The sequence below is a fragment of the Pseudomonas sp. WJP1 genome (genome assembly GCF_028471945.1).
Classification (GTDB): Bacteria; Pseudomonadota; Gammaproteobacteria; order Pseudomonadales; family Pseudomonadaceae; genus Aquipseudomonas.
Window position 1 is genome coordinate 4,540,146 of sequence record NZ_CP110128.1, and the last position, 14,346, is coordinate 4,554,491.

Genomic DNA, 14,346 nt, shown 5'->3' on the forward strand with positions numbered 1-14,346 from the left:
GGTAAACCGGCATGGATGCCGGTTTAGCCGCGCTGGGCCATGGATGGCCCATCGCGGCGACCCACGGAGCAGGACCGGAGCGAGGGTATGGCGAGCCTTAGCGAGCCACCGAACGCCAGGGGCAAGAGCCCTTGGTTACTTGGGGCTTTTCCAAGTGACTCGCTGTAATTGGATGGACTCGCCCGCGCCGAGGCGTCAATGCGCCACGGGGGCAGTCTAAGAAGCCACCGACAGCGAGGGCGAATCCATGAAAAAGCATACGACGGTTAAACAGTCTTTGTCTTCCAGCGATCTGTCGGCCTGCACGACAGTGGCGGTCGATTTGGCCAAGCAGGTCTTTCAGGTGGCAGGCGAAGACGCTCTTGGCCAAGTGCTTTACGAAGAACGCATCAAGTCGCGTGAAGCCTTTCATGCCTTTCTGCGCCAACTGCCGCCAAGCATAGTAGTGCTCGTGGAAACAGGTCCAGGCGCTCAAGCATGGGCGCGCCAACTACAGGCTCAGGGCAATCTGGCGCGGATTCTTCCGGCACAGCTTGTGGCCCTGCACCGCAGCGGCGCCAAAAATGATCGAAATGATGCACTGGCCATATTGCGTGCCGGGCGCGACAGCAAAATTGCCGCGGTCCCCATCAAAAGCGCCACCGCACTGGCCATGCAGGCCTTGCACCGGGCCCGCCAGGGTTATGTCCGTCGGCGCACAGCCATGAGTAACCAGATGCGCGGTTTGCTGATGGAGCATGGCGTTGTCCTGGCACAGGGTGATGCGGCGATCAACCAGACCCTGCCTCGGGTGCTGGAAGATGCCACTCAACCGTTGCCGGAGATGTTGCGTGAACTGATCGACGAGCTGCTGGGTGAGTGGCGCCAACTGGGCGAACGGGTCAACGTCCTGACCGGTCGCCTGGAGAAGGCCGCGAACGAGGACAAAACGGCCCGACGGCTGATGACCGTGCGCGGGATCGGCCCGATCATCGCCACTGCGCTTTTGGCCAAGCAGACCGACCCTGAGCGCTTCGCCAATGCACGCCAGTTCGCCGCCTACTTCGGCATGGTGCCTGAGCAGAAAAGCAGTGGGCAGAAAATTCGCCTGGGCCGGATAAGCAAACGCGGCGACAGCTATGTGCGCAGCCTGATGGTTCAAGGTGCTCACGCGGTATTGAGGCATTTGCGCGCGGATTCGGAGCTGCCCGACGATCGTCGCTTGCAACGGTGGCAGGCCCGGCTGGGGCGCAAGGAAGCGGCGATACGCTTGGCGAACCGCAACCTGCGAATCGTTTGGGTGCTGCTACAAAATGAGCAGACTTACCGCAGCCAACCGGCCCATGGCCGGCCAGCTGCGCCAAGTCACTGAACAAAAGCGTTCTGCCACCGGGGCGCCACGGCGCTTCAGCCCCTGCTAGAAAACATTGACCCCAGGTCAGACCGTCGCGGATCGATGCCTGCGCTCTTACCGGCCTTCGAGGCCTGCATGTAATCGGCATACCGCGAGCTCAACCAATGTCGGCCAGAAGCCGCAGACAGGGCTTCCTCGAACAGGCCTTATACATAGATGCAACCGGGTAGCAGTGTTTGAAAAACAGGTGGCCAGTGGGGGCGAGTCCATACATAAGAGCGAAACCGCCAGACGCCGTTACCACAGCAATGGATATACACCCAATCCTGTTGAACGTGCCTTCAAGTGGCTTGCTGATTACGAGGCTTGCCAGCACGGGCCTTGTAACCAGGCAACGCCGCCGCAAAGGCCAACGCCTCCTCACGACTGGCAAATGAGCCAAGCCGGTCTCCTTGGGTGCAGACCCGCCACGGGCCGTTGTTCACACTGAGTACGTCATAACCGTTCATGTGCATCTTGTTCAACATCGGAACGCTCATAGTCACCTCCATCTTGGCAGTGATCACAGGGTTGACTTGCCTACCTTACACCCCCTGCCGTGAAGATGCCGACCGGACGTCGAGTCGGGCTGGCGCAGCGGGATTGCACTTTTAGACACCTGTGCTGTTCAAAATGTCCAGGAAACCTGCAATGGGTTGCGGCCCGAATATTGCATTTTTGTTACAGTCTTGTGACAACCTGGATTGAAAGACCCATGAAAGTACGCGCAACCGTCATTTGCGAGCACGACCGGCACGTCCTCCTGGTACGCAAGACCAGGAGCCGCTGGATGTTGCCCGGCGGCAAGGTGGAACGCGGCGAAACCGCGCAGGATGCCGCCCTGCGCGAGTTACAGGAAGAAACCGGACTGGGCGCCGACGACATGCTGTACCTGATGGAGCTGGAAACAGGGAGCACCCGACACCATGTCTACGAAGCATCGTTGCCGGATCCCGATCAGGCGCGGCCGCAGAACGAGATTTTCGATTGCCTCTGGTACCCGCTGGACTCGGTGCACAACCTGAACCCCAGCGACGCCACGCTGCAAATCCTCAGAGCGTTTCAGCGTCGCCTGTAACCAGCGCATTTCAGCCCTGGTCGCCACCGCCCACCGGCATCACCATGCCAGTGATGTAGGAGGCCTCGTCGCTGGCCAGGAACAGGATGGCGCCGGCCTGCTCATCCAGCGTGCCGTAGCGCTTCATCAAACTGCTGTCGAGGGTCTGATCGACGATCTGCTGGTACCAGACCTTCTCTTGCTCACTCTGCTCGGCACTGTTGCGCGGAATGGCCCGTGGCGGCGCTTCGGTGCCGCCGGGCGCCGTGGCGTTGACCCGAACACCGCGACCGGCGGTTTCGAACGCCAGGCAGGCGGTCAGCGCATTCACCCCGCCCTTCGCTGCGCCGTAGGGCACACGGTTGACGCTGCGGGTGGCGATCGACGAAACGTTGACGATCGCTCCACTGCCCTGCTCCAGCATGAACGGCAAGGCGGCATGGCAGCACCACAAGGTCGGAAACAGCGAACGGCGAACCTCAGCCTCGATCTGCGACGCCTCGTAATGCTCGAAGGGCTTGGTCCAGATGGTTCCACCAACGTTGTTGACCAGCACGTCGAGTCGACCGAAACGCTCGACGGCGGTTTGCATGACCCGGTTGCACTCCTCGTACTGCTCAAGGTCGGCGGTCAGGGCCAGGACCTGGCTATGCGCGGCCAGTTGTTGCTGCACTTCGAACACCAGCTCGGAGCGATCGACCAGGATCAGCTTCGCCCCTTCCGCCGCCATACGTTCTGCAACACGCCGACCGATGCCCTGGGCCGCGCCGGTGATCAGCGCGACTTTTTCGTGGAATCTGTTCATGGAGAGAAAACCTCACGCCGCGCTGGCAGCAAATTTTTCGTAGTAGAAATTCGCCGGCTTGATGCCTTGCTCGCCGATGTACTTGCTGACCGCCTCGACCATCGGCGGTGGGCCGCACAGGTACACGTCGACGTCGCCATCGTTCAGATGCTTGGGTGCGATATGCTGGGTCACGTAGCCCTTGAGCGGGTGCTGGCTGTCGGGGCTGGCCACGCAGGCGCTGTAGGTGAAGTTGGGGATGCGTGCGGCGAAGGCTTCCAGGCGGTCGAGTTCCACCAGGTCGAAATCGTTGGTCACACCGTAGATCAGGTGCAGCGGGTGTTCACTGCCCTGCTCGGCGATCTTCTCCAGCATCGCGGTGAACGGCGCCAGCCCGGTGCCGCCCGCCAACAGCAACAAAGGCCGACGGATGTCGCGCAGATAGAAACTGCCCAGGGGACCTGCCAGGCTCATGCTGTCGCCGGCCTTGGCCATGCCGGTGAGGAAGCTGCTCATCAGGCCGCCAGGCACGTTGCGGATCAGGAAGCTGACTTCACCGTCGCGTTGCAGCGAGCTGAACGAATAGGCGCGGGTCTGCTCGCTGCCGGGAATGCCCAGGTTCACATACTGGCCTGGCAGGAACGCCAGTTTGCTCAAGGACTCGCCCTTGATCGACAGGGCGATGGTGCTGTCGGACAACTGGCGCACCGCGCTGATGGTGGCGTCGTAGCTGGCCTGACGGGTGCGGCAGACTTCCGATGACGTCGGCACCCGCACCACGCAATCGCTCTTGGCGCGCATCTGGCAGGTCAGGACAAAACCCTGCGCGGCCTCTTCAGGGCTGAGGGCGTCTTCGATGTATTCCTCGCCCAGATCGTAGCTGCCCGCTTCGGCAAAGCACTTGCAGGTGCCGCAGGCGCCATCGCGGCAGTCCAGCGGGATATTGATGCCCTGGCGGTACGCGGCATCGGCCACGGTCTCGCCGGCATTGGCGTCGATGAACCGGGTGACGCCGTCTTCGAAATTGAACGCAATGGAATGGGTCATGACGGCTGCCTCACAAGTGGTAAACATCGATGACCTGGCGAACGTAGTCGTTCTTCAGGATCACTTTCTTGGCCTTGATCAACGGGTTTTCACCGCGCACATCGAGGGTGTAGAAACTGCTGCCGAAATAGCTGTCGACGGTCTTGTAGCGAAAGCTCAGGGTGTGCCAGTTGAAGCGCACCTTGCACAGGCCGTCGGCTTGCTCGAGCAGCTCGATGTTGCTGATGTTGTGGGACGTGCGGGTGTCCGGCACGCTGGCGCTGGAACGCTCGGTCTTGATGCGGAAGATGCGGTCTTCAAGGCCGGTGCGGTTGCCGTACCAGATCAGCGAGATTTCCCGCTGCGGATCTTCGGTCAGCTCATCGTTGTCGTCCCAGGACGGCATCCAGTACGTCGCGTCGGGGGCGTACAGCTCCAGCCACTCGTCCCACTGGCGGTCGTCGAGGTAGCGCGCTTCGCGGAAGAGAAAATCGCGCACGGTTTCATAGGAAATGGTCATTGCACGTCCTCCACGGCGATCAGTTTCGACTGCTCGGCCGCCAGGGCCTTGAGCATGGTCTGCTGCCAGTATTTGTGTTGCAGCACGAACAGGCCTTCGTCCTCGGTACGCACGCCGCTGAGCAATGGATGCAGGTCGATTTCCTTTGCCGCCTCGTCGGCGCCTTCAATCCAGTGTTCGGCGCCACGGGACATGTCGTTCCAGGTGGTGACGCTGCCCTGGTAGCTGGTCTGGCAGGAGCGGAACTCTTCCAGATCGTCCGGCGTGGCCATGCCGCTGACGTTGAAGAAGTCTTCGTACTGACGAATCCGGCTCGATCGCGCGTGGTCGCTTTCGCCTTTGGGGGCGATGCAATAGATGGTGATTTCCGTGCGGTTGACCGAGATCGGCCGGGCGATACGGATCTGCGAACTGAACTGGTCCATCAGGTACACGTTGGGGTACAGGCACAGGTTGCGCGAGTTCTCGATCATCCAGTCGGCGCGGGCCTTGCCGAAGTCCTGGGCGAGTTCGTCGCGACGTTCGTACAGCGGACGGTCCTCGGGGTTGGCCCAGCGGGTCCAGAGCAGCATGTGGCCCTTGTCGAAGGAATAGAAACCACCGCCCTGCTTGGCCCAGCTGCCGGCGCTCATGGTCGGGTTCTCGTCACCGGCTTCGCGCTGTTTGCGCTGGTTCTGGGTGGCGGCGTAGTTCCAGTGCACGGAGCTGACGTGGTAACCGTCGGCGCCGTTTTCGGCGGTGAGTTTCCAGTTGCCTTCGTAGATGTAGCTGGAAGAACCGCGCAGCACTTCCAGGCCATCGGTGGACTGGTCGACGATCATGTCGATGATCTTCGCCGATTCGCCCAGGTGCTCGACCAGCGGCACCACGTCAGCCTTGAGGCTGCCGAACAGGAAACCGCGATAGGACTCGAAGCGCGCCACTTTGGTCAGGTCGTGGGAGCCTTCGCAGTTGAAGCTCGACGGGTAACCGGCGTTGGCCGGGTCCTTGACCTTGAGCAGCTTGCCGGAGTTGTTGAAGGTCCAGCCGTGGAACGGGCAGGTGTAGGAGCTTTTGTTGCCGGACTTGTGCCGGCACAGGGTCGCGCCGCGATGACTGCAGGCGTTGATGAAGGCGTTGAGCACACCCTCCTTGTTGCGCGCGATGAAGATCGACTGGCGCCCCATGGTGGTGGTGTAGAAATCGTTGATGTTGGGGATCTGGCTTTCGTGTGCCAGATACAGCCAGTTGCCTTCGAAGATGTGTTCCATCTCCAGATCGAACAGGCGCGGATCGGTAAACATCTCGCGCTTGCAGCGATAGATGCCCTGCTCTGGATCGTCTTCAAGCAGGGACTCAAGGTATTCAGGTCGCAGGGTCATGGCCGCCGCCTCCATTGTTATTGTTCAGGCAAGGCTCATGCTAGGACGGGGCAATGGGAGGGACTATCCGCGGGGTGCAGAGGTTTATCCGTTTTGTGCAGGGAGATGGTGTTGTGTCAGGCGACATCAATGGTGAATGTGCCGGCCCCATCGCGAGCAAGCTCGCTCCCACAGGGTAACGCGATCCAATGTGGGAGCGAGCTTGCTCGCGATGGGGCCAGACCAGGCAACATCAAGCCTGAAGGTTTCAGTGCCGGCGCTTGAGGGTATCCGATGGTAACTCGCCGAACTGCTTGCGATAGCTGTCGGAGAAGCGTCCCAGGTGCAGGAAGCCGTAGTCCATCGCGATCTCCGTGACGTTGCGTACGTTGCAGGTCGGGTCGCTGAGGCAGGCGTTGACGCGTTCCAGGCGTTTCTGGCGGATGTAGTTTTTTGGCGTGGTGCTCGCGTTGCGTTCGAACAGGCCATATAACGAGCGCAGGCTCATGCTGGCCTGGCGCGCCAGCTCTTCGCTGTCGATGTCCTGCTTGAGATTCCTGGCGATGTAATCGGCAATCGCTTCGAACGTGGCGGCCTGGGAGCCGAGTTCGAGGCGGCTGACGTTGGTCTTCATCAGGCTGAGCATCTTGCTCACGATGATCTGCGCGTAATGTTCCTGCACCCGGGGAATCTGCTCGGTGGCCTCGGCCTCCTGGCAAATCATCGCCAGCAGGTTGACGAAGCCTTCCAGCTCATTGAGCTGGTAGCGGTTCTCGAGAAACCGCACGCCTTGCCCCGGATAGCGCCAGCGCTGCTCGTTGCAGACGGACTCGAACAGGGACGTGGGGACCTTGAGGATGAATTTTTCGCAATCGTCGGAGTAGGTCAAGTCGACCGGATCGTCCGGATTGATCAGCAGCAGCTCACCGGGGGCAAAGTAGTGTTCCTGGCCATGGCCGCGCCACAGGCAATTGCCGCGCAACAAGACTTGCAGGTGATAGATGGTTTCCAGCGCGCCCGAGGTGACGCGAACGCTGCCGCCGTAGCTGATACGGCACAGGTCCAGGCTGGCGAATTTGCGATGATTGAGGCTGGCCAGGGGGTGCCCGGCGCGAGGCATCAGGATGCAATGGTTCCCGACATGCTGATTGACGTAGCCCGACACCGCGTACGGGTCGGCATGGTCGAATACGGTGCTGCGCTGACTCAACAGTTGCGCTTGCATCATCGGGTCACTCTCGTTGTTGTTATAGGGTGCATCAGGTCATTCTAGGGCAGTACTGGCAGTGGTGTATCAGTGGACTGACCTGTGGGTCATTTCACAATGTAACCTGTAGGAGCGAGCATGCTCGCGATGGACTTGAGGACGCCGCGGGGCATCAGGCACCCAGCGTCATCGTTGACGTCCATCGCGAGCAGGCTCGCTCCCACAGTGAATCAGGACAATCAGTCCTCCAGCGCACGCACCCGCTCGTGGCGCTGCTGCTCTTCAGGCTGGGCGGACGATTGCAGGGTGAAGTCGAACTCGATTTCCGCAAAGCGACCGCTGACACCGTACTGCGCTGCACGCGCCTGGTCATCGCTGAAGGTGATCTTGGCGATCAGCTCGTCGCGGGTGGCGTAGGCGAAATCGTCGTGCAGGTACTTCTCGCCATCCAGGTTGATCTGGGTGGTCAGGTGACGATGGTCCGGTGCGGAGATGAAGAAGTGCACGTGCGCCGGACGCTGGCCGTGACGGCCCAGTTGATCGAGCAGTTGCTGGGTCGGACCGTCCGGTGGGCAGCCGTAGCCCGACGGCACGATGCTGCGGAAACGGTAGCGGCCTTCGGCGTCGGTGACGATGCGGCGACGCAGGTTGAATTCCGACTGGGAAGCATCGAAGTACGAGTAGGTGCCGCCAGTGTTGGCGTGCCACACGTCCACGATGGCGCCAGTCAAAGGTTCGCCAGCGGTGTTGAACACACGGCCTTGCATGAACAGGGTCACACCTGGATCGACGCCGTCATCCAGGCGTGCTTCGCCTTGGGACAGCGGTGCACCGGCCACGTACAGCGGGCCTTCGATGGTGCGCGGGGTGCCACCGGATTTACCGGCCTGCTCGTCTTCCGCGTCCATCAGCAGGTCGAGGTAGTGCTCCAGGCCCAGGCCGGCCACCACCAGCCCGGCTTCCTGGCGTGCACCCAGCACGTTCAGGTAGTTGACCGCTTTCCAGAACTCTTCCGGGGTGACGGCGAGGTCTTCGATGATGTTCACCGAATCGCGCAGAATGCGGTAGATCAGGGCTTTGGTGCGCGCATCACCGGCATCGTTATGCAGGCCGCTGGCTTCTTCGAGAAATTTCTGGACTTCGGCAGTGTGGGAAATCTTGACGTTCATTTTACAGGTTCCTCATCTTGTAATTATTGGCATGGCGAACTGAACAGGCTGGGTTCAGCGGTCATCCTCGCGAATCGACGAAGGATGCCGGCACATCGCGGTGACTTCGATTGCCATGTACGGATACAGCGGCAGTTGCATGAGCAAATCGTGCAATTCCTGGACGCTGTCGACATCGAACACGCTGTAGTTGGCGTAGAGCCCGGCGATGCGCCACAGGTGACGCCACTTGCCTTGGTCCTGCAGGCGCTGGGCCAGGGCTTTTTCGTCGGCCTTGAGCTGCGCGGCGCGTTCAGGGTTCATGTCGACCGGCAAATTCACGGTCATCTTTACGTGGAACAGCATAATGCTCTCCTCAGGCTTGATGAATGGTGGATGTCTTGTCGCGACGGAAAAACGCCAGGCGTTCTTCGTCCAGGTTCAGGCCCAGACCCGGGGTCTTGGGCACATGCAACTCGAAATCGCGGTAAACCAGCGGTTCGCTGAGAATGTCTTCGGTCAGCAGCAGCGGGCCGAACAGTTCGGTGTCCCACGCCAGTTTATTCAGGGTGACAAAGGCATGGGCTGAAGCCATGGTGCCGATGCCGCCTTCGAGCATGGTGCCGCCGTACAGGGCGATACCGGCCGCTTCGGCAATGGAGGCGGTGCGCAGCACAGCGCGCGGGCCGCCATTCTTGGCGATCTTCAGGGCAAACACCGTGGCCGCGCCTTCGCGCGCCAGGTTGAATGCATCTTCCACGCACTCGATGGACTCGTCGGCCATGATCGGTGCCGGGCTCATGGCATTCAGGCGGGTCATGCCAGCGCGGTTGTTGCGCGAGATCGGCTGTTCGATCAGGTCGATGCCGTTGGTGCCGAGGATGCGGCAGGCGCGCAAGGCGACGGCTTCGTCCCAGGCCTGGTTGACGTCGACCCGCACGCTGGCGCGATCGCCGAGGGCTTTCTTGATCGCAATCACGTGGGCGAGGTCGCGATTGACTTCGCCGGCACCGATTTTCAGCTTGAAGATGCGGTGGCGGCGCAGGTCGAGCATTTTTTCCGCTTCGGCGATGTCCTTTTCGGTGTCGCCGCTGGCCAGGGTCCAGGCCACGGGCAGCGAGTCACGTACGCGCCCGCCGAGCAATTCGCTGACCGGCAGGCCAAGACGCTTGCCCTGTGCATCCAGCAGTGCGGTTTCGATGCCGGACTTGGCGAAGGTGTTGCCACGGATGCTGCGTTCCAGGCGCAACATCGCGGCATTGACGTTGCCGCTGTCCTGGCCGATCAACAACGGTGCGAAGTGCTTGTCGATGTTGGTCTTGATGCTGTCAGGGCTTTCGTTGCCATAGGCCAGGCCACCGATGGTGGTGGCTTCGCCGATGCCTTCGATGCCATCGGCGCAGCGCACGCGAATGACCACCAGGGTCTGGTTCTGCATGGTGTGCATCGCCAGCTTGTGCGGGCGGATGGTCGGCAGATCGACGATGATCGTCTCGATCGATTCAATGGCTGTAGCAAGCATTTCGATACCCGTCAGGTTCTTGAAGTTCTGGACCTGATTCTCATACGGCTTTTTCCGGGCGGCCAATATAGAATTGGTCTGGCTTGATACCCTGAAGGTATGCAAGCGCTCGATATCCGGAGGCCCCATGGAACTGCGTCACCTGCGTTACTTTCAGGTGTTGGCTCAAACCCTCAATTTCACCCGCGCCGCCGAACGGCTGCACATCGCCCAGCCGCCCCTGAGCCGACAAATCCAGCAGCTGGAAGATGAACTGGGGGTGATGCTGCTCGAGCGTGGCCGACCGTTGAAGCTGACCGACGCCGGACGCTTCTTCCATGAGCACTCCACCGCCCTGCTCGACCAGTTGCACAAGGTCTGCGACAACACGCGGCGCATTGGCCTCGGGGAAAAGACCTGGCTGGGCATTGGCTTTGCGCCCTCGACGCTCTACGGCGTGTTGCCGCAACTGATTCGCCGCTTGCGCAGTGGCGAACCGCTGGAACTGGAACTCGGGCTGTCGGAGATGACCACGCTGCAGCAGGTGCAGGCGCTCAAGGCCGGGCGCATCGACGTTGGCTTCGGCCGCATCCGCATCGACGACCCGGCCATCGTCCAGACCGTGCTCACTGAAGACCGCCTGGTGGCCGCCCTGCCCGCCGGTCACCCGCTGTTGGCCGGGCCCGTGAGCCTGCGCGACCTGGCCAAAGAGCCGTTCGTGCTGTACCCCGGTAACCCGCGCCCCAGCTATGCCGACCACGTGATCGCGCTGTTCGAATCCTATGGGGTGAGCATCCATATCGCGCAATGGACCAACGAGCTGCAGACGGCGATCGGGCTGGTGGGTGCCGGGATAGGGATCACGCTGGTGCCGGCCTCGGTGCAGTTGCTGCACCGCGACGACATTGGATTCACTCCGCTGCTGGAAGACAACGCCACCTCACCGATCATTCTCAGTCGGCGGGTGGGCGATGTGTCACCGGGGTTGAACCATTGTTTGCGGATGATCGACGAGCTGCTGCCACAGGCGATCTTGCCCGTGTAGGAGCGGTGTTCAGCCCGCGAATGCCCGGCGTCCGGCGCTCATCTCGGTGCGCAATTCACCGATAAAGTCGGAAATGGCACGCACGCTGGTCAACTGCTCGGTTGATACACCGGCGATAAGCAGCTTGACTTGCCCGCTGGCGGGTTCATAGACCTCGATCCGCAGCAGCCCGCCGCTCTCCGTGCAGTCGCAAGACAGGGGCTCAAAACCGGACTCTACAATGTTGCAAAGGACTGAAATGGGAACCATGACCGACGCCTCCGTGGCAGTGAAACGGAATGGATCCGGTGAGAATAGACGCCATTTGCCGATTCTGCGCCAGTCAAAACTGTTAACTGCCTCGCATTTGCAGCCTTTGCTCAATGGCTATTGTCTTTCCAGATCCAGTTCCAGATCCCCGGCAACTGCGCCGGCTGTGAGCTGTCGCGCAGCGTGCGGGCCATGGCGGCCCGTTGCAGCGCGGCAGTATCGTCATAAAACGCCAATGGCGCGGTCCTGACACCCGTCGCCCGGGCGCTGTCGAGAAGGATCTGCAGGTATTCGCGAGTGTGCCGCGCGGTGTAGCGATTGAGGTCATGGAACGTCACCACCACCGGAATCACCCCGTCCACCACTGGCAGCTCGCCCCGGGCAATGCGTTCGCGCACTTCGGACATCGATCGCAGCATATGGGCGCGGCGCCGGGGGCTGGCGTTGAAGCCCCAGATCTTGCCGTCATTGGCGCTCAGGTCGGTCAGCAGCACATGCAGGCCATGCTGCTGGTAAGCGGCGAAGGTGCGCTTGTCGTAGCTCCAGAATGGCGGGCGCAGCAGGGTCGGCGGCGCGCCGGTGATCGCGGCAATGTCGGCACACCCATCGGTGAGCGCCTGTTCCAGTTCCTGCGCGTCCAGCGAGCGATGATTAGTGTGCGAAGGCGTGGCCGTGTGGAAGGCCAGGATGTGCCCGGCATCGCGCTCGCGGTGCATGACCGCCCGCCCGATTTCACTGTTGCCGGCCCGCGGGGCCCGGGTCTGCACGAAAAACACTGCCTTGATGCCGGGTTGCACGGGATTGATCGCCAGGCTGTCGAGCACGGTTTCGGTCGGGTTCCAGAAACTCGAGGCGCTGGGGCCATCGTCGAAGGTCAGCAAAAAGCGGACCGGTGGTTGCGTGCGCAAAGCCTGTTCGGTTTGCGCGGTCATTTCAATGGGGGCGGCGATGCAGCCCAGCAGGCCGACTGCCATGGCGAACACCGATAGAACCTTGAACAACTGTTTCATGTTTTGCCTTGCACCAGACCGTGATCCGCGCAGCCGCGGGCCGAGGTTGGATAAGGTACACAGTGTTTGGTTCCGGCGCTCGCCAAGGCAGCGGTTCAGTTCGCCAGTGCCTGCTGGAACGAATGATCGATGATCGGTGCGGTGGCAAGCTCGGCCGGCAGCGCCTTGACCTTGAACAGGAAGTCGGCGGTGTGCTGCAGATCCCCGGCTGCCTGGGCGTCCACCGGGCCGACGGTCAGGTGGGCCTGGCGCAACCAGTGGCGGGACACGTTCTGGTCGAGATTGGCCTTCTTCGCCCACAGGTCAGCGTATTCGTCAGTGTGGTTATCGACCCAGGCCCGGGCCTTTTTCAGACGCCCGAGGAAGTCGGCAATGGCTTCGCGCTTGCTGTCGATCGAAGGGGTAGAGGCGGCGATGGCACTCAGGCCGGGCATCAGGTTCTTTGCGGTGAGGATGGGCCGCGCGCCGGAGAACAGGATCTGCTGGGAAATGTACGGTTCCCAGACCGGGAAGGCGTCGATACTGCCCTGGGGCAACGCAGCGGCCGCATCGATCGGCATCAGCTTGATGAAATCGACATAGTCCTGCGGGAGGTTGGCCTGTTCCAAGGCGCGCAAGGTCAGTTGCTGGCTCCAGGCACCCGGCCAATAGGCGACTTTCTTGCCCTTGAGATCAGCGATGGTTTTCACCGGCGAGTCCTTGGGCACCAGCAAGGCGATGGTGTCCGGGTTCTGCCGCGACACCCCGATCAGCTTGACCGGCGCCTGTTTGGCGGCCAGGAACAGAAAGCCCGAATCGCCCAGAAAGCCCAGGTCCAATGCACCGGTACTCAAGGCTTCGGCCAGCGGCGCGGCAGCCTGGAAGTGTTTCCAGTCGACGGTATAGGGCGCGCCTTTCAACACACCGGACGCTTCGACCGAGGCACGAATGTTGTAGTAGTTCTGATCGCCGACATGCAGGACGACAGGTTCGCTGGCGTAGGCCAGTGGCGCGGCAAACAGGGCGCTGGTCAACAGACCGCGCAGCAATCGGGACAGGTTCATCCGGGGCTCCTTGAGGTTCATTTATTTAGACCATAAAGGCCTTAATAAATAATTTTAAATACCCTTTTCGCATAAGCTCATGACCCGTTGCACACAGTGTTTGCGCAGCAACAACGACTCGACAGAGTGCGTTCTGCCGGACACCCGCCCCTGGGTTCAAACCTCTATGCTGAACACTCCAAACGGAGGGTTCGATCGATGTGCGGACGCTTGTCGCAATACAGGGGCATTCACGATTTCGTGGCGGTGCTGAGCATTCCCGACGCCTTGATCAACCACGTCGGCGATCAGCCACTGGGCCGCTATAACGCCGCGCCCACCACCCAGCTCGCGCTGTTGCACCTGGAGAGCGATGGCCTGCACGCCGACCCGCAGCGCTGGGGCTGGCGACCGCACTGGGCGAAGGATCGTGCGGCGCCGATCAATGCGCGCGTCGAGAAAGTCGCCCACGGCCCGTTCTTTAGAGCCATCTGGCCCCATCGCGCCATCTGCCCGGTGGACAACTGGTTCGAATGGGTCGATGCCGGGGATGGCACGCGACTACCCTGGCTGATTCGCCGACGTGACCAGGGGCCGGTCTTCTGCGCGGCGATCGGGCAATTCCCGGTGGGCGGCGCAGCCCCCAGGGACGATGACGGCTTTGTCATCATCACCGCCGATAGCGCGGGCGGCATGCTGGACGTGCATGACCGCCGACCGGTGGTGTTCAGCGCAGAACTGGCACGCGAATGGCTGGACCCGGCGACGCCCAGGGAACGTGCCGAGCAAATGGTGCTGCTGCAGGGGGAAGACAGTGATGCTTTCGAGTGGTACCGGGTCGATAAGGCCGTGGGCAATGTCAGGAATCAGGGGGCTGGGTTGATTGACACTTTGAAGGCATAAAACATGTATAGAAACATGGCATTTTGATGCTCCCACCGCTTGTCAGACGACATCAGGCACTTACATACAATTGTCAGTGTCGAGGCTAGGATTCGCGCCGTATTTTCCAGCGGCATCCCCAGTTGACCAAAGAGTCAGCAACTAAGGAAACTCCATACAACA

At 61.3% G+C, this 14,346-nt stretch carries 16 protein-coding genes; 4 read left to right on the forward strand and 12 right to left on the reverse strand.

The features are described 5' to 3' along the window. The first annotated feature begins 292 nt into the window (after positions 1-292). Entirely contained in the window at positions 293-1,351 is a 1,059-nt protein-coding gene (locus OH720_RS20280; RefSeq protein ID WP_272606494.1) for an IS110 family transposase, read from the forward strand. 323 nt (positions 1,352-1,674) lie between these two features. On the opposite strand, the gene OH720_RS20285 is transcribed toward OH720_RS20280, so the two are convergent. After that, positions 1,675-1,872 (reverse strand): DUF2188 domain-containing protein, encoded by a 198-nt coding sequence (locus tag OH720_RS20285; protein WP_272602648.1) that lies wholly within the window; start codon positions 1,870-1,872, stop codon positions 1,675-1,677. Positions 1,873-2,087: 215 nt separating this feature from the next. Between OH720_RS20285 and OH720_RS20290 the strand changes: the two genes are divergently transcribed. After that, entirely contained in the window at positions 2,088-2,450 is a 363-nt protein-coding gene (locus OH720_RS20290) for an NUDIX hydrolase (protein WP_272602649.1), read from the forward strand. Positions 2,451-2,460: 10 nt separating this feature from the next. Here the strand turns inward: OH720_RS20290 and OH720_RS20295 are convergent, their stop codons facing one another. The 8 genes from OH720_RS20295 to OH720_RS20330 all read right to left on the reverse strand — a co-directional run bounded on the left by OH720_RS20295 (position 2,461) and on the right by OH720_RS20330 (position 9,976). Then, positions 2,461-3,234 carry a 1,6-dihydroxycyclohexa-2,4-diene-1-carboxylate dehydrogenase gene (locus OH720_RS20295; protein ID WP_272602650.1) on the reverse strand — a complete coding sequence of 258 codons (774 nt, stop codon included), beginning with the start codon at positions 3,232-3,234 and terminating at the stop codon, positions 2,461-2,463. A 12-nt stretch (positions 3,235-3,246) separates the two neighbouring features. Continuing rightward, positions 3,247-4,260: a benzoate 1,2-dioxygenase electron transfer component BenC gene (gene benC, locus OH720_RS20300; RefSeq protein ID WP_008055870.1), complete on the reverse strand. Its 1,014-nt coding sequence runs from the start codon at positions 4,258-4,260 to the stop codon at positions 3,247-3,249. A gap of 10 nt (positions 4,261-4,270) precedes the next feature. Then, on the reverse strand, positions 4,271-4,759 hold the full coding sequence (benB, locus tag OH720_RS20305; protein WP_272602651.1) for a benzoate 1,2-dioxygenase small subunit: 489 nt from the start codon (positions 4,757-4,759) through the stop codon (positions 4,271-4,273). After that, positions 4,756-6,120, reverse strand: a complete 1,365-nt coding sequence (gene benA / locus OH720_RS20310) for a benzoate 1,2-dioxygenase large subunit (RefSeq protein ID WP_272602652.1) — start codon at positions 6,118-6,120, stop codon at positions 4,756-4,758. The genes benB and benA overlap by 4 nt, the downstream gene beginning before the upstream one ends. Positions 6,121-6,367: 247 nt before the next feature. Beyond that, a complete protein-coding gene (locus OH720_RS20315) occupies positions 6,368-7,327 on the reverse strand; it encodes an AraC family transcriptional regulator (protein WP_272602653.1) in 960 nt (319 codons plus the stop codon). A 218-nt stretch (positions 7,328-7,545) separates the two neighbouring features. Further along, on the reverse strand, positions 7,546-8,475 hold the full coding sequence (gene catA, locus OH720_RS20320) for a catechol 1,2-dioxygenase (RefSeq protein WP_272602654.1): 930 nt from the start codon (positions 8,473-8,475) through the stop codon (positions 7,546-7,548). A 54-nt stretch (positions 8,476-8,529) separates the two neighbouring features. Continuing rightward, a complete protein-coding gene (catC, locus tag OH720_RS20325) occupies positions 8,530-8,820 on the reverse strand; it encodes a muconolactone Delta-isomerase (RefSeq protein ID WP_008029082.1) in 291 nt (96 codons plus the stop codon). 10 nt (positions 8,821-8,830) lie between these two features. Further along, entirely contained in the window at positions 8,831-9,976 is a 1,146-nt protein-coding gene (locus tag OH720_RS20330) for a muconate cycloisomerase family protein (RefSeq protein WP_272606495.1), read from the reverse strand. A gap of 127 nt (positions 9,977-10,103) precedes the next feature. On the opposite strand from OH720_RS20330, the gene OH720_RS20335 reads away from it, so the two are divergent. Then, positions 10,104-11,000, forward strand: coding sequence for a LysR family transcriptional regulator (locus tag OH720_RS20335; protein ID WP_272602655.1), 897 nt, complete (start codon positions 10,104-10,106; stop codon positions 10,998-11,000). 9 nt (positions 11,001-11,009) lie between these two features. Here OH720_RS20335 and OH720_RS20340 read toward each other — a convergent pair whose 3' ends face one another. The 3 genes from OH720_RS20340 to OH720_RS20350 all read right to left on the reverse strand — a co-directional run bounded on the left by OH720_RS20340 (position 11,010) and on the right by OH720_RS20350 (position 13,302). After that, the gene (locus OH720_RS20340; protein WP_272602656.1) at positions 11,010-11,249 is read right to left on the reverse strand and encodes a DUF1652 domain-containing protein; all 240 of its coding nucleotides are present in this window, start codon (positions 11,247-11,249) and stop codon (positions 11,010-11,012) included. Between the two features lie 110 nt (positions 11,250-11,359). Beyond that, positions 11,360-12,259, reverse strand: a complete 900-nt coding sequence (locus OH720_RS20345; protein WP_272602657.1) for a polysaccharide deacetylase family protein — start codon at positions 12,257-12,259, stop codon at positions 11,360-11,362. 95 nt (positions 12,260-12,354) lie between these two features. Further along, the gene (locus OH720_RS20350; RefSeq protein ID WP_110750755.1) at positions 12,355-13,302 is read right to left on the reverse strand and encodes an ABC transporter substrate-binding protein; all 948 of its coding nucleotides are present in this window, start codon (positions 13,300-13,302) and stop codon (positions 12,355-12,357) included. A gap of 198 nt (positions 13,303-13,500) precedes the next feature. Between OH720_RS20350 and OH720_RS20355 the strand changes: the two genes are divergently transcribed. Then, positions 13,501-14,184, forward strand: coding sequence for an SOS response-associated peptidase family protein (locus OH720_RS20355; RefSeq protein ID WP_272602658.1), 684 nt, complete (start codon positions 13,501-13,503; stop codon positions 14,182-14,184). The last annotated feature ends 162 nt before the right edge of the window (positions 14,185-14,346 follow it).